Genomic DNA, 22,940 nt, shown 5'->3' with positions numbered 1-22,940 from the left:
GACCCCATGAGCATGTTCGACACCGTTCTTGTGGCCAACCGCGGCGAGATCGCCGTCCGCGTCATCCGTACGCTGCGGGCCCTCGGCATCCGCTCGGTGGCCGTGTACAGCGACGCCGACGCCGACGCCCGCCATGTGCGCGAGGCCGACACGGCGGTCCGCATCGGGCCGCCGCCCGCGGGCGAGAGCTACCTCCGCGTGGACCGGCTCCTCGAAGCGGCCGCGCGCACGGGCGCGCAGGCCGTCCACCCGGGCTACGGCTTCCTCGCGGAGAACGCCGCGTTCGCGCGGGCCTGCGCCGACGCCGGCCTCGTCTTCATCGGCCCCTCCGCCGACGCGATCTCCCTCATGGGCGACAAGATCCGCGCCAAGGAGACGGTGAAGGCGGCCGGGGTCCCGGTCGTGCCCGGCTCGTCCGGCAGCGGCCTGACCGACGCCCAACTGGCGGACGCGGCACGTGAGATCGGCATGCCCGTGCTGCTCAAGCCGTCCGCGGGCGGCGGCGGCAAGGGCATGCGCCTGGTGCGTGACGAGGCGCTGCTCGGCGACGAGATCGCGGCCGCACGCCGCGAGGCCCGCGCCTCCTTCGGCGACGACACCCTGCTCGTGGAGCGCTGGGTCGACCGCCCCCGGCACATCGAGATCCAGGTCCTGGCCGACGGCCACGGACACGTGATCCACCTGGGTGAGCGCGAGTGCTCCCTCCAGCGCCGCCACCAGAAGATCATCGAGGAGGCGCCGAGCGTCCTCCTCGACGAGGCGACCCGCGCGGCGATGGGCGAGGCCGCGGTACAGGCGGCGCGCTCGTGCGGATACCGCGGCGCGGGCACGGTGGAGTTCATCGTGCCGGGCAACGACCCTTCGTCGTACTACTTCATGGAGATGAACACCCGCCTCCAGGTGGAGCACCCGGTCACGGAGCTGGTCACCGGCGTCGACCTGGTGGAGTGGCAGCTGCGGGTCGCCGCCGGTGAGCGACTGCCGTACACGCAGGACGACATCGAGCTGACCGGGCACGCCGTCGAGGCGCGGATCTGCGCCGAGGACCCCTCGCGCGGCTTCCTGCCGTCGGGCGGCACGGTCGTCGCCCTGCGCGAGCCGCAGGGCGACGGGGTGCGCACCGACTCCGGCCTCAGCGAGGGCACGGAGGTCGGGAGCCTGTACGACCCGATGCTGTCGAAGGTCATCGCGTACGGGCCCGACCGGGCGACCGCCCTGCGCAAGCTGCGCGCCGCCCTCGCGGGGACGGTCACGCTGGGCGTGCCGACGAACGCCGGGTTCCTGCGGCGGCTGCTCGCCCACCCGGCGGTCGTGGCGGGCGAGTTGGACACCGGGCTTGTGGAGCGCGAGGCCGACAGCCTGGTCTCCGGCGAGGTGCCGGAGGAGGTGTACGAGGCGGCCGCCGCGGTCCGCCGGGCGGCCCTGACGCCGTCGGGATCCGGCTGGACCGACCCGTTCGCGCAGCCGACCGGCTGGCGCCTGGGCGGCACGCCCGCACCGGTCGACTTCCACCTCAAGGCCGCGGGACTCGAACCCGTCACGCACCGCGCGCGCGGCACCCACACCGTCGGCCCCGACAGCGTCACCGTCCATCTGGACGGCCTGACCCACACCTTCCACCGGGCAGGTGACTGGCTGGGCCGCGAAGGCGACGCCTGGCACGTGCAGGACTTCGACCCGGTGGCGGCCTCGCTGACCGGCGCCGGGCACTCCGGCGCCGACTCCCTCACCGCGCCGATGCCCGGCACGGTCACCGTGGTGAAGGTGGCCGTCGGCGACGAGGTGGCCGCGGGGCAGAGCCTGCTGGTGGTCGAGGCGATGAAGATGGAGCACGTCATCTCCGCCCCGCACGCCGGCACCGTGGCCGAACTGGACGTCACACCGGGCACGACCGTCGCGATGGACCAGATCCTCGCGGTCGTCACGCCGCACGAGGAGATGACGGCATGAGCACCCCCCTACCCACCGCCCTGCCCATGGTCGTGCCCTCCCAGGACCTGCCCGCGCGCGTGCGGATCCACGAGGTCGGCGCGCGCGACGGACTGCAGAACGAGAAGGCGACGGTCCCCACGGAGGTGAAGGCGGAGTTCGTGCACCGCCTCGCGGCCGCGGGCCTGACCACCATCGAGGCGACCAGCTTCGTGCACCCCAAGTGGGTGCCCCAACTGGCCGACGCGGAAGCCCTGTTCCCGCTCCTTCAGGACATCGAGCCCCGCCCGCACCTGCCCGTGCTCGTGCCGAACGAGCGGGGTCTGGACAGGGCCCTCGCGCTCGGGGCGCGCCGCGTCGCCGTGTTCGCCAGCGCCACGGAGTCGTTCGCCAAGGCCAATCTGAACCGGACGGTGGACGAGGCGCTCGCCATGTTCGAGCCGGTCGTGACCCGCGCCAAGGAGGGCCGGGCGCATGTGCGCGGCTATCTCTCCATGTGCTTCGGGGACCCGTGGGAGGGCGCCGTCCCGGTCCACCAGGTCGTCCGGGTCGCCAAGGCCCTGATGGACATGGGCTGTGACGAGCTGAGCCTCGGCGACACGATCGGCGTCGCGACGCCGGGCCACGTCCAGACGCTCCTGGCCGAGCTCAACGAGGAGGGCGTGCCGACGAACGCGATCGGCGTGCACTTCCACGACACGTACGGCCAGGCCCTGTCCAACACCCTCGCGGCGCTCCAGCACGGAGTGACCACCGTGGACGCCTCCGCGGGCGGCCTCGGCGGCTGCCCCTACGCGAAGAGCGCCACCGGAAACCTCGCCACCGAAGACCTCGTGTGGATGCTTTCGGGCCTCGGCATCGAGACCGGGGTCGACCTGGGCCGTCTCACCGCCACCAGCGCGTGGATGGCCGAACAGCTGGGCCGGCCCAGCCCGTCCCGCACCGTCCGCGCCCTCGTGAAGACGGCACAGCCCCTACAGGAGCAGTGAACAAGATGGACCACCGCCTGAGCAGCGAGCACGAAGAACTCCGCCGCACCATCGAGGAGTTCGCGCACGACGTCGTCGCCCCGAAGATCGGCGACTTCTACGAGCGGCACGAGTTCCCGTACGAGATCGTGCGGGAGATGGGCCGCATGGGCCTGTTCGGGCTGCCCTTCCCGGAGGAGTACGGCGGGATGGGCGGCGACTATCTGGCCCTCGGGATCGCCCTGGAGGAGCTGGCGCGTGTCGACTCGTCCGTGGCGATCACGCTGGAGGCGGGCGTCTCGCTCGGCGCGATGCCCCTCCACCTGTTCGGGACCGAGGAGCAGAAGGCCGAGTGGCTGCCGCGGCTGTGCGCCGGCGAGATCCTCGGCGCGTTCGGCCTGACCGAGCCCGACGGCGGCTCGGACGCGGGCGCGACCCGTACGACGGCGAGGGTCGACGAGGCGACCGGCGAGTGGGTGATCAACGGCACGAAGTGTTTCATCACCAACTCCGGTACGGACATCACCGGTCTGGTCACGGTCACGGCGGTCACCGGCCGCTCCCCCGAGGGCAAGCCGCAGATCTCCTCGATCATCGTGCCGTCCGGCACCCCGGGCTTCACGGTGGCGGCGCCGTACTCGAAGGTCGGCTGGAACGCGTCGGACACGCGTGAGCTGCACTTCGACGACGTGCGGGTCCCCGCGGCGAACCTGCTCGGCGAACAGGGCCGCGGATTCGCCCAGTTCCTGCGGATTTTGGACGAGGGCCGCATCGCGATCGCCGCGCTGGCGACCGGTCTGGCGCAGGGCTGCGTGGACGAGTCCGTGAAGTACGCCAAGGAGCGGCACGCGTTCGGCCGCAACATCGGCTCGTACCAGGCGATCCAGTTCAAGATCGCCGACATGGAGATGAAGGCGCACACGTCCCGCCTCGCGTGGCGTGACGCGGCCTCGCGGCTGGTGAGCGGGGAGCCGTTCAAGAAGGAGGCGGCGCTCGCCAAGCTCTACTCGTCGACGATCGCGGTCGACAACGCGCGAGAGGCCACGCAGATCCACGGGGGCTACGGCTTCATGAACGAGTACCCGGTGGCCCGTATGTGGCGCGACTCCAAGATCCTCGAGATCGGCGAGGGCACGAGCGAGGTGCAGCGCATGCTGATCGCGCGGGAGCTGGGCCTGACGGGCTGAGAGGGCGGCGGCGAGGGGGCCCTCTGGACAACGGCTTAGGTTAGGTTAACCTAAGCCAGAATCCGGCCAGCGGCCCTCCGTTCGTCACGAAAGCAGCCACTGTCATGCGCCATGCCCGTCTCACCACCCCTTCCCGTCGCGGCATCCTCGCCGCGGGCGGCGCCCTCGGCCTCGGAGCCGCGCTCGCCGCCTGCGGCAGCGATTCCAAGGACAGTGGCTCGGGCGCCAAGTCGGGCAGCGCCAAGTCCGGCCCCTGGTCCTTCAAGGACGACCGCGGCACGACGGCGAAGAGCGACAAGACCCCGGCGAACATCGTCGCGTTCACCGGTGTCGCCGCCGCCCTGTTCGACTACGGCATCGAGGTCAAGGGCGTCTTCGGCCCGACGACGACCAAGGGCGGCAAGGCCGACGTGCAGGCCGGCGACATGGACGTCAGCAAGCTGACGGTCATCGGCAACACCTGGGGCGAGTTCAAGATCGAGAAGTACGCGGCGCTCGCCCCCGACCTCCTCGTCTCGACGATGTTCGACGAGAAGGGCACCCTCTGGTACGTCCCCGAGGAGTCCGCGGACAAGATCCTCGAGCTCGCCCCGAGCGTCGGCATCTCCGTCTACGACCGGCAGATGACCCAGCCGCTGGCGCGCCTGCTCGAACTCGCCGGGTCGCTCGGCGCGGACGTGAAGGCCGAGAAGACCGTCAAGGCGAAGAAGCGCTTCGAGGACGCGGCCGCCCGCCTGCGCAAGGCCGCCAAGGCCCGCCCCGAGATCCGGGTGCTCATCGGCTCCGCGAGCCAGGACATCTTCTACGTCTCCGGCTCCAACCTCTCCGCCGACCTGGAGTACTTCAAGTCGCTCGGCGTGAACATCGTGGAGCCCACGGAGAAGGCGAAGAAGGCCAGCGGCGGCTGGTTCGAGAACCTCAGCTGGGAGAACATCGACGCCCACCCGGCGGACATCATCATGATGGACAACCGGACGTCGGCCATCCAGCCCGCCGACCTCGACAAGGCCACCTGGAAGCAGCTGCCCGCCGTCAAGGCCGGCCAGGTCATCCCCCGCGTCACCGAGCCCATCTACTCGTACGCCAAGTGCGCCCCGATCCTCGAGGACCTCGCCGAGGCCATCGAGAAGGCGAAGAAGGTCGGCTGACACACATGACGACGACCGAGTCCCCCGCGATCGCACCCTTCCGGTTCTTCGACCTCCAGGTCGCGCGGACGCGGCGGCTCGGTCCGTCGCTGCAGCGCGTGACGTTCACGGGGCCCGACCTCGTGGACTTCCACACCGGAGGCCGCGACCAGAGCCTGTCGCTGTTCCTGCCGCGGCCGGGCCAGGAGGCCCCCGTCCTGCCGGCCGCCGAGCCGGGTGACGACGGCCGCGCCTGGCACGCCGCATACCGGGCGCTCCCGGACGACGTGCGGGCCGTGATGCGCTCGTACACCGTCAGCGGGCAGCGCCGCGCGCCCGGTGAACCCGGCGAGGTCGACATCGACTTCGTCCTGCACCACGACGGCCCCGGCGGCGCGGGCCCCGCCTGCGTCTGGGCCGAGGCGGCGAAGGCCGGTGACCGCGTGACGGTCCTCGGCCCGGCGGTCGCCGACAACACGGCCGTGCGCTGCCGCCCCCACGAGGGCGCCGACCACGTCCTGATGTGGGGCGACGAGACCGCCCTGCCCGCCGCCCTGGGCATCCTCGCCTGGCTGCCGCCGGAACTGCCCGCGCACGTCTGGCTGGAGGTCCCGCACCGCGCGGACATCCCGGCGATCGAGACCTCGGGGGACGTCACCGTCACCTGGCTCGTGCGTGACGAGAATGCGCCGTCCGCGCTGGACGCGATCCGCGCGGCCGACCTGCCGGACGCGTCCAGTCCGTACGCCTGGCTCGCGGGCGAGTCCGGAACCATGAAGCAGCTGCGCCGCCATCTCGTGCGCGAACGCGCCTACGACAAGCGGTCGGTGACGTTCGTCGGCTACTGGCGCAAGGGGCTCAGCGAGGACGGTCTGCGCGTCGCCGAGGCCCAGGAGGCCGCCGCCGAGGACTGACGGTCAGCACATTCCGGCCACTCATGAGGGGCGGGGTCGCAAGCACAACTTAGGTTAGGCTAACCTAAGTCAAGTGCTGGGGCCTCGCCCCTCTCCCATGCCGCCCGCCTTCCCCGCTCACCCGCATTCCTGCCCCCACCCGGAGGATCGTTCATGCGCTCGCACCTGCTCAACGACACGACCGCGGAGCACTACCGCCGTTCCGTGACCGAGGGAATCGAGCGGGTGGCGGCCAAACTCGCCACCACCGACCGGCCGTTCACCGGGGTCACGGTCGACGAGCTCACCCCCCGCATCGACGCCGTGGACCTGGACAAGCCCCTCCTCGACACCACCGCCGCCCTGGACGAGCTCGAAGAGGTCTACCTCCGCGACGCGGTCTACTTCCACCACCCGCGCTACCTCGCCCACCTCAACTGCCCGGTCGTCATCCCGGCCGTGGTCGGCGAGGCCGTGCTCTCCGCGGTCAACTCCTCCCTCGACACCTGGGACCAGTCGGCCGGCGGCACCCTGATCGAGCGCAAGCTCATCGACTGGACCACGAGCCGTATCGGCCTCGGCCCCGCCGCCGACGGCGTCTTCACCTCCGGCGGCTCCCAGTCCAACCTCCAGGCGCTGCTGCTCGCCCGCGACGAGACCAAGTCGGAGCACGCCGAACACCCCACGAGGATGCGGGTGTTCGCCTCCGAGGTCAGCCACTTCAGTGTCAAGAAGTCCGCGACGCTCCTCGGCCTCGGCCCTGACGCCGTGGTCACCATCCCCGTGGACCGCGACAAGCGGATGCAGACCGTCGCCCTCGCGCGGGAGCTGGAGCGCTGCCGCGAGGAGGGGCTCGTGCCCATGGCGGTCGTCGCCACGGCAGGGACCACCGACTTCGGCTCCATCGACCCGCTCCCCGAGATCGCCGAGCTCTGCGCCCAGTACGGCACCTGGATGCACGTCGACGCCGCGTACGGCTGCGGGCTCCTCGCCTCCGTCAAGAACCGGCACCTCCTCGACGGCATCGAGCGCGCCGACTCCGTGACCGTCGACTACCACAAGTCGTTCTTCCAGCCCGTGAGTTCGAGCGCCGTGCTGGTCCGCGACACGGCCACCCTGCGGCACGCCACGTACCACGCCGACTACCTCAACCCGCGCCGCATGGTCACCGAGCGCATCCCCAACCAGGTCGACAAGTCCCTCCAGACGACCCGCCGCTTCGACGCGCTCAAGCTGTGGATGACACTGCGCGTGATGGGAGCCGACGGTGTCGGGCAGCTCTTCGACGAGGTGTGCGACCTGGCCGGGAAGGCCTGGGAGCTGCTCGCCGCGGACCCCCGGTTCGACGTCGTCGTCGAGCCGCAGCTGTCCACCCTCGTCTTCCGCCACATCCCGGCCGGCGTCACCGACCCCGCCGAGATCGACCGCGCCAACCTGTACGCCCGCAAGGCCCTGTTCGCCTCCGGCGACGCCATCGTCGCGGGCACCAAGGTGGGCGGCCGCCACTACCTGAAGTTCACCCTGCTCAACCCCGAGACCACCGTCGACGACATCGTCGCGGTCCTCGATCTGATCGCCGGCCATGCCGAGCAGTACCTGGGAGAGAACCTTGTCGAAGCTTCCTGAGTCCCCTGATCCCCTCGACTTCATCGGGATCGGCCTCGGCCCCTTCAACCTCGGCCTGGCCGCCCTCACCGAGCCGATAGCCGAACTGAACGGCGTCTTCCTGGAGTCCAAGCCGGACTTCGAGTGGCACTCGGGGATGTTCCTCGAGGGCGCCCACCTCCAGACGCCGTTCATGTCGGACCTGGTCACGCTCGCCGACCCGACCTCCCCGTACTCCTTCCTGAACTACCTCAAGGAATCGGGACGGCTGTACTCCTTCTACATCCGCGAGAACTTCTATCCCCTGCGGACCGAGTACAACGACTACTGCCGCTGGGCCGCCGCGAAACTCACCAGCATCCGCTTCGGCACGACCGTCACGCGGGTCTCGTACGACGAGGCCGCCGAGGTGTACGTCGTGAGCACCGAGGGAGGCGAGACCTACCGCGCGCCGCGCCTCGTCCTCGGCACCGGCACCCCGCCGCACATCCCCGAGCCCTGCCGGGGCCTCGGCGGCGACGCGATCCACAACTCCCGCTACCTGCACCACAAGCAGGAGCTCCAGCGGAAGGACTCGATCACCCTCGTCGGCAGCGGCCAGTCCGCGGCGGAGATCTACTACGACCTCCTCAGCGAGATCGACGTCCACGGCTACCGCCTCAACTGGGTCACCCGCTCCCCGCGCTTCTTCCCCCTCGAGTACACGAAGCTGACGCTGGAGATGACCTCCCCCGAGTACGTGGACTACTTCCACGCGCTGCCCGAGGAGACCCGCTACCGCCTGGAGACCCAGCAGAAGAACCTCTTCAAGGGCATCGACGGCGACCTCATCAACGAGATCTTCGACCTGCTCTACCAGAAGAACCTGGCCGGCCCCGTCCCCACCCGGCTGCTCACCAACTCGGCTCTGCAGAGCGCGAGTTACGAGAACGGCACGTACACGCTCGGCCTGCGCCAGGAGGAGCAGGACAAGGACTTCGAGCTGCGCACCGACGGCCTGATCCTGGCCACGGGCTACAAGTACGAGACGCCCGCCTTCCTGGAGCCGGTCCGTGACCGCCTCAACTGGGACAGCCGGGGCCGCTTCGACCTCGCCCGCAACTACTCCGTCGACACCACGGGCCGCGGCGTGTTCGTCCAGAACGCCGGCGTGCACACGCACTCGATCACCTCGCCAGACCTGGGCATGGGCGCGTACCGCAACGCGTACATCATCCGTGAGCTGCTCGGCACCGAGTACTACCCCGTAGAAAAGACCATCGCGTTCCAGGAGTTCGCCGCATGAGCACCCCCACCGGCTCCCCCACCGGCACCTTCAGCATCCGCCCCCTCGACCCGATCGCGGACGCCGAGCTGCTGCACCGCTGGGTCACCGACCCCAAGGCCGCGTTCTGGCTGATGCAGGACGCGAAACTGCAGGACGTGGAGCGCGAGTACATGGCGATAGCCGCCGCCGGGCACCACGACGCGTTCATAGGCCTCCACGACGGCGAACCCGCCTTCCTCATGGAGCGCTACGACCCGGCGCACGTCGAACTCGTCGGTCTGTACGAGCCCGAGCCCGGCGACGTCGGCATGCACTTCCTGACGGCGCCCAGCGACGTCCGCATCCCCGGCTTCACCCGCGCCGTGATCACCACGGTGATGGAGTTCCTGTTCGCCGACCCTGCGGCCCGGCGCGTCGTCGTCGAGCCCGACGTGCGCAACAAGGCCGTGCACGCCCTGAACGAGGCCGTCGGCTTCGTCCCCGCGCGTGTCATCCAGAAGCCCGAGAAGCAGGCGCTGCTCAGCTTCTGCACGCGCGAGCAGTTCCTCGCCGCCACGGAGGTGGCCGCCGTATGACGCTCTCCGACGCCGTCACCCATCTCTCCCCCGAGCGCTGGGCCGAGGCCAACCGCCTCCTCATCCGCAAGGCACTCGCCGAATTCACCCACGAGCGCCTCCTCACGCCGGAGTCCCTCGGCGACGACCGGTACTCGGTGCGCTCCGACGACGGCGCGACCGAGTACCGCTTCACCGCCCGCCGCATGCGTCTCGACCACTGGCAGGTCGCCGCGGACTCGATCTCGCGTCACCGCGACGGCACCGAACTCCCGCTCAGCGCGCTGGAGTTCCTCATCGAGCTGAAGACCTCGCTCGGCCTGAGCGACGCGATCCTGCCGGTCTACCTGGAGGAGATCTCCTCCACCCTCTCCGGCACCTGCTACAAGCTCGCCAAGACCCCGATGACCGCGGCCTCCCTCGCACTCGACGGCTCCTTCCAGGAGATCGAGACGGGCATGACCGAGGGCCACCCCTGCTTCGTCGCCAACAACGGCAGGCTCGGCTTCGGCGTCCACGAGTACCTCTCGTACGCCCCCGAGACCGCGAGCCCGATCCGGCTGATCTGGCTGGCGGCGACACGGGAGCGGGCCGCGTTCACGGCCGGTGCCGGGCTCGACTACGAGTCCCACCTGCGTGCCGAGCTCGGCGAGGAGACCCTCGCGCGGTTCGCCGCCACGCTCACGGACCAGGGCTTGGACCCGGACGACTACCTGCTCATCCCCGTCCACCCCTGGCAGTGGTGGAACAAGCTCTCGGTCACCTTCGCGGCCGAGGTCGCCCAGCGCCGTCTGGTGCTCCTCGGCGAGGGCGACGACGAGTACCTCGCGCAGCAGTCGATCCGCACGTTCTTCAACGCGTCGCACCCGGAGCGGCACTACGTGAAGACGGCCCTGTCCGTCATCAACATGGGCTTCATGCGCGGCCTGTCCGCCTCGTACATGGAGGCCACGCCGGCCATCAACGACTGGCTCGCCCAGCTCATCGAGAACGACGAGGTCCTCAAAGCGACCGGTCTCTCGATCATCCGCGAGCGCGCCGCCGTCGGCTACCGGCACCTGGAGTACGAGGCCGCGACCGACCGCTACTCCCCGTACCGCAAAATGCTCGCCGCCCTGTGGCGCGAGTCGCCCGTCCCGTCCCTGGCCGACGGGGAGCGCCTCGCCACGATGGCCTCGCTGCTCCATGTCGACGCCGACGGCCGCTCGTTCGCCGCGGCCCTCGTCGAGCGCTCGGGCCTGACGCCCGCCGAGTGGCTGCGCCCGTACCTGCGGTCGTACCTCACGCCGCTGCTGCACAGCTTCTACGCGTACGACCTCGTGTACATGCCGCACGGCGAGAACGTCATCCTGGTGCTCGGTGAGGACGGCACGGTCCAGCGGGCGATCTTCAAGGACATCGCCGAGGAGATCGCGGTCATGGACCCCGACGCGGTCCTCCCGCCGGGCGTCGACCGGATCCGGGTCGAGGTTCCCGACGACCAGAAACTGCTGTCCGTCTTCACGGACGTCTTCGACTGCTTCTTCCGCTTCCTCGCGGCGAACCTGGTCACGGAGGGCGTGCTGGACGAGGACACGTTCTGGCAGGCGGTCGCCGACTGTGTCCGCGACTACCAGGAGTCGGCTCCCCAGCTCGCCGACAAATTCCGGCAGTACGACATGTTCGCCCCGGAGTTCACGCTGTCCTGCCTCAACCGGCTCCAGCTGCGCAACAACGAGCAGATGGTGGACCTCGCGGACCCGGCGGGGGCCCTTCAGCTGATCGGGACACTGCCGAACCCGATCGCGTAGACGTGAGTGGGGCTCCCCGAGACGCTGCAGTCCATAGCGACTGCGTCGCGGGTCGGGAAGCCCCACTCGCTCGCCTGCTGTGCCCTAGCCCGCGGGCCAGGGCACCTGCGCCGACTTGTAGTAGCCGATGCCGAGCGCGTCCCAGCGCGGAGCCTGCGCCGCGAGCCGCACCTTGTACGTGTCCCAGTCGTGCGTGGCCTCCGGGGACCAGCCCAGTTCGGCGACACCCGGCAGCCTCGGGAAGGCCATGTACTCGACCTGCGCGGAGGTCGACAGGGTCTCCGACCACAGCGGCGCCTCGACGCCCCGGACGGCCGACGCCGGAACGCCCGGAAGGTAGCTGCCCGGGTTCCAGTCGTACGAGCGCTGCACCTCGACGTACCCGGCCCAGGCGAGGCCGAGCGGGGTGTCCTTGTTGTACTTCATGTCGAGGTAGAGACGGTCGGCCGGCGACATGACGATCCCCGTCCCCTTCTGCGCCGCCGCCGCGACCTGCGCCTTCTCGGCCGCGCTGGTCCCGTCGAGGCCCCAGTACTGGGCGAGGGCGCCCTTCGCCGGAGTGGCGCCGGTCAGCTGGTGCCAGCCGATCACGGTCTTCCCGTACTTGGCGACGATCGGCTGCACCTTGTCCATGAACGTGACGTAGTCCTCATGGCTGGTCGAGTGCGCCTCGTCGCCGCCGATGTGGAGGTACTTGCCGGGCGTGATGGCGGCGAGCTCACGGATCACGTCGTCGACGAAGTCGTACGTGCGGTCCTTGTTGACGCACAGCGAGCTGAAGCCGACGTTCGTGCCGGTGTAGAGCGGCGGCGCGACGCCGTCGCAGTTCAGCTCCGCGTACGAGGCGAGCGCCGCGTTCGTGTGGCCCGGCATGTCGATCTCGGGGATGACCTCCAGATACCGCGAGGCGGCGTACCGGACGATCTCCTTGTACTGGGCCTTGGTGAAGTAGCCGCCCTGCCCGCCGCCGACCTGCGTGGACCCGCCGTACGTGGCGAGCTTCGGCCAGGAGTCGACGGCGATGCGCCACCCCTGGTCGTCACTGAGGTGCAGATGCAGCTTGTTGACCTTGTACAGGGCGAGTTCGTCGATGTAGCGCTTGACCTTGTCGACCCCGAAGAAGTGCCGGGAGACGTCGAGCATGGCGCCGCGGTAGCCGTACCGGGGGCTGTCCTCGATGGTGCCGCCCGCGACGAGCCACGGCCCGGTCTGCCTGCTGCCCTTCTCCACCTCGGCGGGCAGCTGCTGGCGCAGGGTCTGCACGCCGTGGAAGAGACCGGCGGCCTTGTGGGCGGTGATGGTGAGGGAGCCGCGGCCGGACACGAGCCGGTACCCCTCGTCCCCCAGGTCCTTTGCTTTGCCGCTGAGTTCGAGACGGATGCCGTCGTGGCCGCCCTGGCCCGTGATGGGCAGCCGGTAGCCGGTGGAGGGCCTGAGCACGCCCGCGAGGTAGTCGGCGACGCGCTGCGCCTCCTTCGAGTCCCGCTCGACGCGGATCCGTGTCTTCGAGGTGATCTCGTACGCCGGTCCGCCCGCGACCACCGAGGCCGGAGCGGGCACCACCTGGCCCAGCGGGGTCGCGGCGGCGGATCCCGCACCCGGTGACGGGGCGGCGCCGACGGCGGACACCCCCGCGGCTGCGACGAGCAGCAGCGAACCGAACAGCCGGGCGGTCCTGCGGCGCTGCTTCTGTTGCTGTCTCACAAACGGTCCCTTCGACGAGCGACTAGGTCGTGGATCGCGGGGGGGTTTCACATCTGTGCAGCCGAACAGTCACCATGGGTACCGTCCGCCCCATGAGCGGGTCAAGGGTGTAGACCAATTCTTACCGGGGTGGACGACAGAGACCCTGGGTGAACTGGCCCTTCCGTCAGGCGCGTTGACGGCGCCCGCGGGAGACGCAGCGCGGGGCCCGCCCCTTCCCGAAGGGGCGGGCCCCGCAGTGGTCTCAGCCCCGCCGCACCTTGCGCGCGATGACGAAGCGATCGATCTCCTCACCGGTCTCCGCGAGGCCCCGCACCGTCAGCTTCGCCGTGTGGCCCGCCGGCGCCGGCTCCACGTCGACGCGCAGGAACGAGTAGTTCGTGTAGCGCACGCGCGACCAGTCGACGGTGATGTTCTTCTTGCTGCCGTCGGGCTGGACGACGAAGGACGTGAAGGGGTCGATCTCCTTCTCGTGCCCCTCGTACGTGTCGTCGACCGGGAACGCGTACAGGCTCCGGCCCGCGGCGCCCGCGGTGACGTAGACGATGCCGTCCGTCTCGGGGTACGCCGTGCCGCCGATCGGCAGCTCCTTGGTGACCCGGTCGCCCTTGAGCACGTCGGTGCGCTCGTAGACGTGGTTGTGCCCGTTGATGACGAGGTCGACGGTGTACTTCTCGAACAGCGGCACCCACTCCTTGCGCACACCACCCTCGGAGGCGTGGCTCGTGGCGGTGCAGTACGCGCAGTGGTGGAAGAAGACCACGATGAAGTCGATGTCGCGGTCGGCGCGGAACTTCTTCAGCTGGCGCTCGAACCACGAGGTCTGTGTGCCGCCGGACAGGCCGAGGTTGGCCGGGATCTCCCAGGACACGTCGTTGGCGTCGAGCGAGATGACCGCCGTGTTGCCGTGCACGAAGGAGTAGACGCCGGGCAAGTTCTTCGCGTCGGGGCCGTTGTCCGGCAGGGTGAAGCGGGCCTGCTGACTGCCGTAGCCGTGCGGCGCGTACCAGGCCTCCATGTCGTGGTTGCCGTACGCGACCATCCACGGCACCTGCTTGGCGACGGACTCCGTCTGGGCGAGGAACTGGTCCCAGGTGCGGGCGTCGAACGTGTCGGCGGTCTGGCCCGAACCCGACGGGTCGGCGTAGGCGATGTCTCCGGCGTGCAGGTGGAACGCCGGGTTCTGCGCCAGGATCAGGCTGTCGTTGGCCAGCGCGTGGTAGCTGACGCCCTGGTCGCCGAAGGCCGTGAAGGTGAACGGCTCGCGGTGCGAGGGCGCCGTCCTGAAGGTGCCGAGCGTGCCGGCCAGATGTGCGGCCGCCGGGTCGAAGCCGTCGTGGCCGACGCCGTAGTAATAGGTGGTGCCGGGGCGCAGCCGGGTCAGCTGGGCGTGGAGGTAGTACTGGGTGTGGTCGGCGCCGGTGCCGACCCCGGCCGGGGTGTAGAGGGGCCGGACCTCGGCCTCGATCTTCCGCGACAGGTCCCAGGGGTGGACTCCGACGCGGATGTACGGGTTCTTGACGGCGACCGGGACCTGCCAGGAGACGGTCATCTCGGTGCGGGCGTCCGTGCCGTAGGCGAGGTGGCGGGCGAAGGGCGCGACGAGCGCGCCGTCGACCTTCTGGGCGGCGGGTACGTGGCCGGGGGTCCGCCCGGTCTGCGTGGGGACGGCGGCGCTCGCGGCGCCCGGCACGAAGGCGCCGCCCGCTATCGCGCCCAGGGTGACGGCGCCGCCGCGCATCATCGTGCGGCGGGAGAACTTGCTGCGCAGGTACTCGTGCTGCTCGGCCAGGCTCCGGTCGGCAAGCTGCTCGGGTACGCCCATACGGGGAATGTCCATGACCGGAAAAGTTGCTCGGGTCACTCATACCGGCCGGATACGGCATGTGAACGCAGCGGGAACAAGCGGCATGGCGCCCTTCAAGCCTTGACCACAGCTGCCCCAAGAACCCCGGCGCCCGCGCCGGATGACGCACCTCTGCCCGAAATCGGGCAGAATTCTTGCGAACAGTCCCCTCTTCCTCCAGGATCATCCGAGTGCACGACGAACTTGTCGATCATCTGACGCGCAGTTCGCCCCTGAACCGGGGCGAGGCACTGCGGGTGATCCAGGACGTGCTCGCCTACTTCGACGAGACGACCGAGGTGTTCGTCCGTCGCCGCCACCGCGAGCTCCAGGGTCAGGGCCTGGTGAACGCGGAGATCTTCGAACGGATCTCGGCGGACCTGAAGTACCGCGCGGTCGCGCCGCCCGAGCTGTCCCTGCGGCAGCTGCGGCGCATCGTCTACGGCTAGAGGGGATCAGTCACATATGTGCGGAATTGTCGGTTACATCGGTAAGCGTGACGTGGCACCGCTGCTGCTCGAGGGGCTGCAGCGCCTGGAGTACCGCGGCTACGACTCCGCGGGCGTCGTCATCACCAGCCCGAAGGCCGGCGGCCTGAAAATGGTGAAGGCCAAGGGCCGCGTACGCGACCTGGAGGCCAAGGTGCCCGCCCGCTTCAAGGGCACCACGGGCATCGCCCACACCCGCTGGGCGACCCACGGCGCACCGTCCGACGAGAACGCGCACCCTCACATGTCCGCGGACAACAAGGTCGCCGTCGTCCACAACGGCATCGTCGACAACGCCGCCGACCTGCGCGCCAAGCTGACCGCCGAGGGCGTCACCTTCCTCTCCGAGACGGACACCGAGGTCCTCACCCACCTCATCGCCCGCTCCCCCGCCGAGAAGCTCGAGGACAAGGTCCGCGACGCGCTCCGGCTGATCGAGGGCACGTACGGCATCGCCGTCCTGCACGCCGACTTCCCCGACCGCATCGTGGTGGCCCGCAACGGCTCCCCGGTCGTCCTCGGCATCGGCGAGAAGGAGATGTTCGTCGCCTCGGACATCGCCGCCCTGGTCGCCCACACCCGCCAGATCGTGACCCTCGACGACGGCGAGATGGCCACCCTCAAGGCCGACGACTTCCGCACCTACACGACGGAGGGCACGCGCACGACCGCGTCGCCGACCACCGTCGAGTGGGAGGCCGCCTCGTACGACATGGGCGGCCACGACACGTACATGCACAAGGAGATCTTCGAGCAGCCGGAGGCGGTCGACCGCGTCCTGCGCGGCCGCATCGACGAGCGCTTCTCCGCCGTGCACCTGGGCGGCCTCAACCTCGACGCCCGCGAGGCGCGCAGCGTGCGCCGCGTGAAGATCCTGGGCTGCGGCACCTCGTACCACGCGGGCCTGATCGGCGCGCAGATGATCGAGGAGCTGGCCCGCATCCCCGCGGACGCCGAGCCGGCCTCCGAGTTCCGCTACCGCAACCCGGTCGTCGACCCCGACACCCTCTACATCGCGGTCTCCCAGTCCGGCGAGACGTACGACGTCCTGGCCGCCGTGCAGGAGCTGAAGCGCAAGGGCGCCCGCGTCTTCGGCGTCGTGAACGTCGTCGGCTCGGCCATCGCCCGCGAGTCGGACGCCGGCGTGTACGTCCACGCGGGCCCCGAGGTCTGCGTCGTCTCGACCAAGTGCTTCACCAACACCACGGTCGCCTTCGCGCTCCTCGCCCTCCACCTCGGCCGCATCCGCGACCTGTCCGTCGCCGACGGCAAGCGGATCATCGAGGGCCTGCGCAAGCTCCCCGGCCAGATCACCGAGATCCTGGAGCAGGAAGAGGCGATCAAGAAGATCGCCGAGGAGTACGCGGACGCCCGCTCGATGATGTTCATCGGCCGTGTCCGTGGCTACCCCGTCGCCCGCGAGGCCTCGCTCAAGCTCAAGGAGGTCTCGTACATCCACGCCGAGGCCTATCCCGCCTCCGAGCTGAAGCACGGCCCGCTCGCCCTGATCGAGCCGGCGCTCCCCACGGTCGCGATCGTCCCGGACGACGACCTGCTGGAGAAGAACCGCGCCGCCCTCGAGGAGATCAAGGCCCGTTCCGGCCGCATCCTCGCCGTCGCGCACCAGGAGCAGGAGAAGGCCGACCGCACGATCGTCGTCCCGAAGAACGAGGACGAGCTCGACCCGATCCTCATGGGCATCCCGCTCCAACTCCTCGCCTACCACACGGCATTGGCCCTCGGCCGCGACATCGACAAGCCCCGCAACCTGGCGAAGTCCGTCACGGTGGAGTAGTCGGCCCCCGCAGTACGAGTACACGAGAACGGGTCCCCGCGCGCGCCACCAAGCGCACAGGGACCCGTTCCTTCGAGGGGGGCCGGGGCGCCCATTCCCCGGCCCCCGGCTGTCAGCCGGTGGCCGTCACCCCCCGGCCGGCAGCACGCCCGGGCAGAGCAGTGGGCAGCCCGCCCAGCGCCGCCGTCGCCGCGTACCAGGCGATGAGCCCGCCCACCGCGGCGAACCAGCCGCCGACCTTGGCGAGCCCGGCCGTGTCACCGAACGCCGCCACGGCGAGCAGCAGCAGCGCCACGCACAGCGCCGCGTACGCCCCGCGCACCAGGGTCCCGGAGCCGGACGCCCCGAGGGTCAGGCTCAGCGCGAGCATCGCGAACAGGAGCATGAACAGCCCTTGCGCGTTGGCCGCCATGGCGTCGCCCGCCGTGACACCCCAGGTGAACCAGAACGCGCCGAGCGCGGCGAAGGCCGTACCCGTCGAGGCGTCACTGGCGCGGTAGGCGAGCAGACCGGCGACGAACAGGGCGATGCCACCGACGTACGTCGCGAGGGATACGGCATTCGCGGCCGTCACACCGTCGATCACTTCGGTATGACCGAGGCCGAAGGCCAACAGGGTGAGTCCCAGGGCGAGATGGCCGAGAGTGGAGGTCGTGCTTCCCGCGGAGACGTCTTTGTCCACGGCGGGCTCCCTTCGTGCGGGTGCAGTTGTGCTGCGCGCGGTACTGGGCCCTGCGATGGTCCAGCGACCGGTATGTACCCTTCACAAAGGCACAAAGCACCTCTACGCGCGAGTAGGATTTACCCATCTCGCCTGGGGCCAAAGGGAATTAAGGGATGACGATGACCGGACGCCTGGCGCGCCGCGCGAGCCGTCCCGCGACCGAGCCGAAGATCCGGCCGACGATCCCGTGGGTGGAGCCGACGACGATCGCGTCGGCCTCGTACTCCCGGCCCACCTCTTCGAGTTCGTGGCAGATGTCGCCGCCGCGCTCGACCAGGATCCAGGGCACCTCGGACAGGTAGTCCGCACAGGCGAGTTCGAGACCGAGCACCTCGGTGCGGTGGTCCGGCACATCCACGAAGACCGGCGGCTCGCAGCCCGCCCACACCGTGGTGGGCAGCCGGTTGGCGACGTGAACGATGATCAGGCCGGAGCCCGAGCGGTAAGCCATGCCGATGGCGTAGGCGAGGGCCCGCTCGCTGGAGGTCGAGCCGTCGAAGCCGACGACCACTCCGTGCTTGAAGGCGGGATCGCAGGACTGACGTGTTTCTTCCGCCGCCTGGGGGGTCGCCGTGGGATCGGCGACCTGCCGCTTGCGGTCCGCGGGTTCAGGGAATTCGTGACCGGCCATGGGTATCTCGGCGATTAGGTCCTCTGGATCCTCGGAGGATCCTTGGTGGAGGGACGACAGGGAGCGGCGGAGCTGTGTCCGGGAATCATCTTCCCAAGCCCATACCCCCAAGGGTACGGCGACACTCCTCCTCTGCCCAGAGTCGTCTGCCCGGTTAAGCGCACGCTCCGCGGCGTTCAGGGGAGCATGCCCGAGGCCGCGCCCGTATGGCAATGGTTGCTGCCTCGTACAGACGGTTTGCGTACGGTCCGGGAGCCCCCGGTTCGGCCGAGTGACCGGCCGGACCACCACGCGTTGAACGGGCGTACCCACAGCAACAGGGAGTGCGCCGTGCCCGGACCGTCCATCGTGTACCCGCCCGACGCCGCTCCAAGCGAGCGACGGCCGCCCGAGAGCGCGCACGAGGGCCGACGGGAGAACACGGAGCCGTCCGGCTCGGACACGGTGAGCGATGTCGTCCGCTGGGCCGCGTTCAGCTGCGTCCTGGTCCCGGTCGTCCTGGTGGGGTACGGCATCTCACTGGCCGGGGCGGCGGGAGCGGCACTCGGCCTCGCCGCGGTGACCGGGGCCTGCCGGGTGCTTCTGCGCCGGTCCGAGCGGTGCGCGGCGCGGCCGGCTCCGGTACGGTCCTGCGGCCACCGGGGCCGGCGTGGCGGGACGGTGCCGGGGGCGCGCAAGGGCGGTCACCGCACGGGATGATGTGCGCCGGAGGGCTGACTGGTTTCCGCGCACTACCGCGTATATTTTCAGCCAACTTCGCCCGGCCGCGCATTTCTTGCCGTCACCCGCCTCCAACCCCCGTGCCACCAGGCATGAAAGGACCGTAGAAGGCGCTTGCGCCCTACGGGGACCGGCCACTGAGTTGAGGCGCACTTCCCTGCAACGCCCCCGAGTGCCACGCTTCGTGATCGAATGCTTCACGCCAAGTTGCCATGTCGACAATGTGCCGGATCCCCAACTGGTCACGACGGGACCACCGGACACAGTAGATTCGATCATGACTGTCCATCGGCGGGGGACTCTGCAGGACCGAGGGGAAACGTGCTGGAGCGACAAGCCCGTCACACTACTAAGGGCGCCGCGACCACCGAGGGGGGCTTAGCGGGATGAGCCACGACTCCACTGCTGCGCCGGAGGCGGCAGCTCGGAAGCTTTCCGGGCGACGCCGCCGGGAAATAGTCGCGGTGCTGCTGTTCAGCGGCGGACCCATCTTCGAAAGTTCCATTCCGCTCTCCGTGTTCGGCATCGACCGCCAGGACGCCGGGGTTCCGCGTTACCGGCTGCTGGTGTCCGCCGGTGAGGAAGGCCCGCTGCGCACGACGGGCGGCCTCGAACTCACCGCGCCCCACGGGCTCGACGCGATCTCGCGGGCGGGCACCGTCGTCGTGCCCGCGTGGCGGTCGATCACCTCGCCGCCCCCGGAGGAGGCCCTCGACGCGCTGCGCCGCGCGCACGAGGAAGGCGCGCGCATCGTCGGCCTCTGCACCGGCGCCTTCGTGCTCGCCGCGGCCGGCCTGCTCGACGGCCGCCCGGCGACCACCCACTGGATGTACGCGCCGACGCTGGCCAAGCGCTACCCGTCGGTGCACGTGGACCCGCGCGAGCTCTTCGTGGACGACGGTGACGTCCTGACGAGCGCCGGGACCGCGGCCGGCATCGACCTGTGCCTGCACATCGTGCGCACGGACCACGGCAACGAGGCGGCCGGAGCGCTCGCCCGCAGACTCGTGGTCCCGCCGCGCCGCAGCGGCGGCCAGGAGCGCTACCTCGACAGGTCTTTACCTGAGGAGATCGGCGCCGACCCGCTGGCCGAGGTCGTCGCCTGGGCGCTGGAGCACCTCCACGAGCAGTTCGACGTGGAGACCCTCGCCGCGCGCGCCTACATGAGCCGCCGCACCTTCGACCGCCGGTTCCGCTCCCTGACCGGAAGCGCTCCCCTGCAGTGGCTGATCACCCAGCGGGTGCTGCAGGCGCAGCGGCTCCTGGAGACCTCCGACTACTCTGTCGACGAGGTCGCCGGGCGCTGCGGCTTCCGTTCGCCGGTCGCCCTGCGCGGGCACTTCCGGCGCCAGCTCGGCTCGTCCCCGGCCGCGTACCGCGCGGCCTACCGGGCGCGCAGGCCGCAGCAGGAGAAGCCGGTGGAGATCGCGGCGGCGCCAGGGCCGGAGACCCCGGTCCCGGCGCAGTCACGGCGTACCGCGGCGGCCGGAAGCTACCCGGGACCCACCGCCTCACTGCCGACAGATCCGGGCAAACCGAGCTCGGATGCGTATGCGGCGGGGCGCGCGAGTCTGCCGGGCCAGAGGAGTGCGCCGTAGGGTAAGGCGCATGAACGATCGCATGGTGTGGATCGACTGCGAGATGACCGGGCTCTCGCTGGCGAATGACGCGCTCATCGAGGTGGCCGCACTGGTCACCGACTCTGAGCTGAACGTACTCGGCGACGGCGTGGACATCGTGATCCGCCCGCCGGCCGAGGCCCTGGAGACCATGCCCGAGGTGGTGCGGCAGATGCACACCGCCTCGGGCCTCCTCGACGAGCTCGCGGGCGGCACGACGCTCGCCGACGCCGAGGAGCAGGTCCTCGCGTACGTACGCGAGCACGTCAAGGAACCGGGCAAGGCGCCCCTGTGCGGGAACTCGGTCGGCACCGACCGCGGATTCCTGCTGCGGGACATGCCGACGCTGGAGGACTACCTCCACTACCGGATCGTCGATGTGTCCTCGGTCAAGGAACTGGCGCGCCGCTGGTACCCGAGGGCGTACTTCAACAGTCCGGAAAAGAACGGCAACCACCGCGCGCTCGCCGACATCCGCGACTCCATCGTCGAGCTGCGCTACTACCGCGAGGCGGTCTTCGTCCCGCAGCCGGGACCGGACTCCGACACCGCGAAGAAGATCGCGGCCAAGCACGCGCCGCCTGCGGAGTAGCGCCTCGCACCGCATTTCCGACCCCTGTGTACGGGGTCCGGAAAAGGGGTGCGCGAGCACCCCTTCGGACCCTGTACACTTTTTCTCGGCCGGTCGGAAGAACGACATACGACCGGACATGGTGGGTGTAGCTCAGTTGGTAGAGCACCTGGTTGTGGTCCAGGTGGCCGCGGGTTCAAGTCCCGTCACTCACCCTGAATGAGCAAGGCCCCGGTTCGAAAGAACCGGGGCCTTGCTCGTTGTGACGCCCCGCGCCGCTCGGGACGACACGCCCGCCCCCGAGGCCGACGCGGGTCCCTCAGGAAGAAGCGCGCTCCACCAGTTCGTTCGGAAGAACCAGCTGGCGGCCGTCGAGTGTGCGGGACGCGGCCGGGCGCCGGTCGGCGATCTCGGCGAGGAGCAGGTCGATCATGGCGCGGCCCATCTCCTCGATGGGCTGGCGCACGCTGGTCAGGGGCGGGTCCATGTGCCGCGCGATCGCCGAGTCGTCGTAGCCGATCAGGGCGACGTCGTCGGGGATACGGCGGCCGGCCTCGCGCAGCACCTGGCGGGCACCGGCAGCCATCACGTCCGACCCGGCGAACACCGCGTCCACCTCGGGGCAGCGCTCCAGCAGCGCGGCCATCGCGCGCCGGCCGCCCTCCTCCGTGAAGTCCCCCGGCACGATGAGCCGCTCGTCCACCTCACGGCCGGCCGCCTCGACGGCGGCGCGGTAGCCGTCGACGCGGCGCTGGGCGCCGTACACGTCGAGACGGCCGGTGATCGTGGCGATGCGGGTGCGGCCGCGGCTCAGGAGGTGCCCGACGGCCGAGTACGCGCCCGCGAAGTTGTCGGAGTCCACCGAGGGCAGCGTCTCGGCGGCGGAGCGGCGGCCGCTGATGACGGCGGGGATCTCCAGCTGGCTGAGCAGATCGGGGAGCGGGTCGTCGGCGTGGACGGACACCAGCAGGACGCCGTCGACGCGGTGCGCCGCGAGGTACTGGGCGAGACGCTGCCGCTCCCGGTCGTTGCCCGCGAAGATCAGCAGGAGCTGCATCTCGGTCTCGGCGAGCTCGGCACCGACGCCGCGCAGCATGTCGGAGAAGTAGGGCTCCGCGAAGAAACGTGTCTCCGGTTCGGGCACGACGAGGGCGATGGCGTCGGTGCGGTTGGCCGCGAGGGCGCGGGCCGCCGTGTTCGGCACGTAGCCGAGTTCGGCGACGGCCGCCTCGACCGCGGCGCGGGTCGCGTCGCTCACCCGGGGCGAACCGTTGATCACCCGGGAGACCGTGCCCCGGCCCACGCCCGCCCGGGCCGCGACCTCCTCAAGGGTCGGACGCCTGCCGTGAGTGCCGCGAGCCGCCATGGCTCCCACCTCCCCAAGTCTCACGCGGAATCTAACAGCCCGATAACCGCACCAAGTTGCCGCTGCTCGGCGTCTTGACACCCCCGGGCCGAGCGGCGACCCTTCAACACATCACCTATGGGAGCGCTCCCACTCTACTGGGCGTATACAGAAGCC

Annotated in this window: 19 protein-coding genes and 1 tRNA gene; 15 read left to right on the top strand and 5 right to left on the bottom strand. The window is 70.2% G+C overall.

What is annotated here, in order from left to right; genetic code table 11:
* Nucleotides 1-12 precede the first annotated feature (12 nt).
* From OHO83_RS28440 to OHO83_RS28400, 9 genes are all read left to right on the top strand, one after another.
* Nucleotides 13-1,950: an acetyl-CoA carboxylase biotin carboxylase subunit gene (locus OHO83_RS28440; protein WP_330280802.1), complete on the top strand. Its 1,938-nt coding sequence runs from the start codon at nucleotides 13-15 to the stop codon at nucleotides 1,948-1,950.
* Nucleotides 1,947-2,918 carry a hydroxymethylglutaryl-CoA lyase gene (locus tag OHO83_RS28435; RefSeq protein WP_266670761.1) on the top strand — a complete coding sequence of 324 codons (972 nt, stop codon included), beginning with the start codon at nucleotides 1,947-1,949 and terminating at the stop codon, nucleotides 2,916-2,918. Before OHO83_RS28440 ends, OHO83_RS28435 begins: the two co-directional genes overlap by 4 nt.
* A gap of 5 nt (nucleotides 2,919-2,923) precedes the next feature.
* The gene (locus tag OHO83_RS28430) at nucleotides 2,924-4,084 is read left to right on the top strand and encodes an acyl-CoA dehydrogenase family protein (protein ID WP_330279908.1); all 1,161 of its coding nucleotides are present in this window, start codon (nucleotides 2,924-2,926) and stop codon (nucleotides 4,082-4,084) included.
* 104 nt (nucleotides 4,085-4,188) lie between these two features.
* Nucleotides 4,189-5,232, top strand: coding sequence for an ABC transporter substrate-binding protein (locus OHO83_RS28425; RefSeq protein WP_330279907.1), 1,044 nt, complete (start codon nucleotides 4,189-4,191; stop codon nucleotides 5,230-5,232).
* Nucleotides 5,233-5,237: 5 nt separating this feature from the next.
* A complete protein-coding gene (locus OHO83_RS28420; protein WP_329435091.1) occupies nucleotides 5,238-6,125 on the top strand; it encodes a siderophore-interacting protein in 888 nt (295 codons plus the stop codon).
* 153 nt (nucleotides 6,126-6,278) lie between these two features.
* On the top strand, nucleotides 6,279-7,730 hold the full coding sequence (desA, locus tag OHO83_RS28415) for a lysine decarboxylase DesA (RefSeq protein WP_329435090.1): 1,452 nt from the start codon (nucleotides 6,279-6,281) through the stop codon (nucleotides 7,728-7,730).
* Nucleotides 7,714-8,994: a lysine N(6)-hydroxylase/L-ornithine N(5)-oxygenase family protein gene (locus OHO83_RS28410; RefSeq protein WP_266670771.1), complete on the top strand. Its 1,281-nt coding sequence runs from the start codon at nucleotides 7,714-7,716 to the stop codon at nucleotides 8,992-8,994. The genes desA and OHO83_RS28410 overlap by 17 nt, the downstream gene beginning before the upstream one ends.
* Nucleotides 8,991-9,551: a GNAT family N-acetyltransferase gene (locus tag OHO83_RS28405; protein WP_329435088.1), complete on the top strand. Its 561-nt coding sequence runs from the start codon at nucleotides 8,991-8,993 to the stop codon at nucleotides 9,549-9,551. Before OHO83_RS28410 ends, OHO83_RS28405 begins: the two co-directional genes overlap by 4 nt.
* Nucleotides 9,548-11,320: an IucA/IucC family protein gene (locus tag OHO83_RS28400; protein WP_266670775.1), complete on the top strand. Its 1,773-nt coding sequence runs from the start codon at nucleotides 9,548-9,550 to the stop codon at nucleotides 11,318-11,320. The genes OHO83_RS28405 and OHO83_RS28400 overlap by 4 nt, the downstream gene beginning before the upstream one ends.
* An 84-nt stretch (nucleotides 11,321-11,404) precedes the next feature.
* On the opposite strand, the gene OHO83_RS28395 is transcribed toward OHO83_RS28400, so the two are convergent.
* Together OHO83_RS28395 and OHO83_RS28390 are read right to left on the bottom strand one after the other, a co-directional pair.
* Nucleotides 11,405-13,024 (bottom strand): beta-N-acetylhexosaminidase, encoded by a 1,620-nt coding sequence (locus OHO83_RS28395; RefSeq protein WP_330279906.1) that lies wholly within the window; start codon nucleotides 13,022-13,024, stop codon nucleotides 11,405-11,407.
* Between the two features lie 244 nt (nucleotides 13,025-13,268).
* The gene (locus OHO83_RS28390) at nucleotides 13,269-14,849 is read right to left on the bottom strand and encodes a purple acid phosphatase family protein (RefSeq protein ID WP_266676361.1); all 1,581 of its coding nucleotides are present in this window, start codon (nucleotides 14,847-14,849) and stop codon (nucleotides 13,269-13,271) included.
* Nucleotides 14,850-15,061: 212 nt separating this feature from the next.
* Here OHO83_RS28390 and OHO83_RS28385 point away from each other — a divergent pair, with 212 nt between their 5' ends.
* Nucleotides 15,062-15,319, top strand: a complete 258-nt coding sequence (locus OHO83_RS28385) for a hypothetical protein (protein WP_100594082.1) — start codon at nucleotides 15,062-15,064, stop codon at nucleotides 15,317-15,319.
* A 16-nt stretch (nucleotides 15,320-15,335) separates the two neighbouring features.
* A complete protein-coding gene (glmS, locus tag OHO83_RS28380; RefSeq protein WP_329435086.1) occupies nucleotides 15,336-17,153 on the top strand; it encodes a glutamine--fructose-6-phosphate transaminase (isomerizing) in 1,818 nt (605 codons plus the stop codon).
* A gap of 112 nt (nucleotides 17,154-17,265) precedes the next feature.
* Here the strand turns inward: glmS and OHO83_RS28375 are convergent, their stop codons facing one another.
* Together OHO83_RS28375 and OHO83_RS28370 are read right to left on the bottom strand one after the other, a co-directional pair.
* Nucleotides 17,266-17,835, bottom strand: a complete 570-nt coding sequence (locus OHO83_RS28375; protein WP_330279905.1) for a GPR1/FUN34/YaaH family transporter — start codon at nucleotides 17,833-17,835, stop codon at nucleotides 17,266-17,268.
* A gap of 148 nt (nucleotides 17,836-17,983) precedes the next feature.
* A complete protein-coding gene (locus tag OHO83_RS28370) occupies nucleotides 17,984-18,508 on the bottom strand; it encodes a universal stress protein (protein ID WP_227294809.1) in 525 nt (174 codons plus the stop codon).
* A 330-nt stretch (nucleotides 18,509-18,838) separates the two neighbouring features.
* Between OHO83_RS28370 and OHO83_RS28365 the strand changes: the two genes are divergently transcribed.
* The 4 genes from OHO83_RS28365 (at nucleotide 18,839) to OHO83_RS28350 (ending at nucleotide 21,633) form a co-directional block, all read left to right on the top strand.
* Nucleotides 18,839-19,207: a hypothetical protein gene (locus tag OHO83_RS28365; protein ID WP_405636265.1), complete on the top strand. Its 369-nt coding sequence runs from the start codon at nucleotides 18,839-18,841 to the stop codon at nucleotides 19,205-19,207.
* Nucleotides 19,208-19,614: 407 nt separating this feature from the next.
* Nucleotides 19,615-20,826: a helix-turn-helix domain-containing protein gene (locus OHO83_RS28360; RefSeq protein WP_266670783.1), complete on the top strand. Its 1,212-nt coding sequence runs from the start codon at nucleotides 19,615-19,617 to the stop codon at nucleotides 20,824-20,826.
* Nucleotides 20,827-20,836: 10 nt separating this feature from the next.
* Nucleotides 20,837-21,439, top strand: a complete 603-nt coding sequence (orn, locus tag OHO83_RS28355) for an oligoribonuclease (protein ID WP_266670785.1) — start codon at nucleotides 20,837-20,839, stop codon at nucleotides 21,437-21,439.
* A 121-nt stretch (nucleotides 21,440-21,560) separates the two neighbouring features.
* A tRNA-His gene (locus OHO83_RS28350) sits at nucleotides 21,561-21,633 on the top strand.
* Between the two features lie 104 nt (nucleotides 21,634-21,737).
* Here the strand turns inward: OHO83_RS28350 and OHO83_RS28345 are convergent.
* Entirely contained in the window at nucleotides 21,738-22,784 is a 1,047-nt protein-coding gene (locus tag OHO83_RS28345; protein WP_266670787.1) for a LacI family DNA-binding transcriptional regulator, read from the bottom strand.
* Between the last annotated feature and the right edge of the window lie 156 nt (nucleotides 22,785-22,940).

This window comes from Streptomyces sp. NBC_00569 (genome assembly GCF_036345255.1).
Classification (GTDB): domain Bacteria; phylum Actinomycetota; class Actinomycetes; order Streptomycetales; family Streptomycetaceae; genus Streptomyces.
Note: the sequence above shows the minus strand (reverse complement) of the source record. Positions and strands in the feature narration are given on the sequence as shown.

What these genes read in the sequence shown, in the direction of transcription:
- OHO83_RS28400 (WP_266670775.1), top strand. Translation starts at nt 9,548, where the DNA reads ATGACGCTCTCCGACGCCGTCACCCATCTCTCCCCCGAGCGCTGGGCC.
- glmS (WP_329435086.1), top strand. Translation starts at nt 15,336, where the DNA reads ATGTGCGGAATTGTCGGTTACATCGGTAAGCGTGACGTGGCACCGCTG.
- OHO83_RS28370 (WP_227294809.1), bottom strand. Translation starts at nt 18,508, where the DNA reads ATGGCCGGTCACGAATTCCCTGAACCCGCGGACCGCAAGCGGCAGGTC.
- orn (WP_266670785.1), top strand. Translation starts at nt 20,837, where the DNA reads ATGAACGATCGCATGGTGTGGATCGACTGCGAGATGACCGGGCTCTCG.
- OHO83_RS28425 (WP_330279907.1), top strand. Translation starts at nt 4,189, where the DNA reads ATGCGCCATGCCCGTCTCACCACCCCTTCCCGTCGCGGCATCCTCGCC.
- OHO83_RS28420 (WP_329435091.1), top strand. Translation starts at nt 5,238, where the DNA reads ATGACGACGACCGAGTCCCCCGCGATCGCACCCTTCCGGTTCTTCGAC.
- desA (WP_329435090.1), top strand. Translation starts at nt 6,279, where the DNA reads ATGCGCTCGCACCTGCTCAACGACACGACCGCGGAGCACTACCGCCGT.
- OHO83_RS28435 (WP_266670761.1), top strand. Translation starts at nt 1,947, where the DNA reads ATGAGCACCCCCCTACCCACCGCCCTGCCCATGGTCGTGCCCTCCCAG.
- OHO83_RS28390 (WP_266676361.1), bottom strand. Translation starts at nt 14,849, where the DNA reads ATGGGCGTACCCGAGCAGCTTGCCGACCGGAGCCTGGCCGAGCAGCAC.
- OHO83_RS28430 (WP_330279908.1), top strand. Translation starts at nt 2,924, where the DNA reads ATGGACCACCGCCTGAGCAGCGAGCACGAAGAACTCCGCCGCACCATC.
- OHO83_RS28345 (WP_266670787.1), bottom strand. Translation starts at nt 22,784, where the DNA reads ATGGCGGCTCGCGGCACTCACGGCAGGCGTCCGACCCTTGAGGAGGTC.
- OHO83_RS28360 (WP_266670783.1), top strand. Translation starts at nt 19,615, where the DNA reads ATGAGCCACGACTCCACTGCTGCGCCGGAGGCGGCAGCTCGGAAGCTT.
- OHO83_RS28405 (WP_329435088.1), top strand. Translation starts at nt 8,991, where the DNA reads ATGAGCACCCCCACCGGCTCCCCCACCGGCACCTTCAGCATCCGCCCC.
- OHO83_RS28440 (WP_330280802.1), top strand. Translation starts at nt 13, where the DNA reads ATGTTCGACACCGTTCTTGTGGCCAACCGCGGCGAGATCGCCGTCCGC.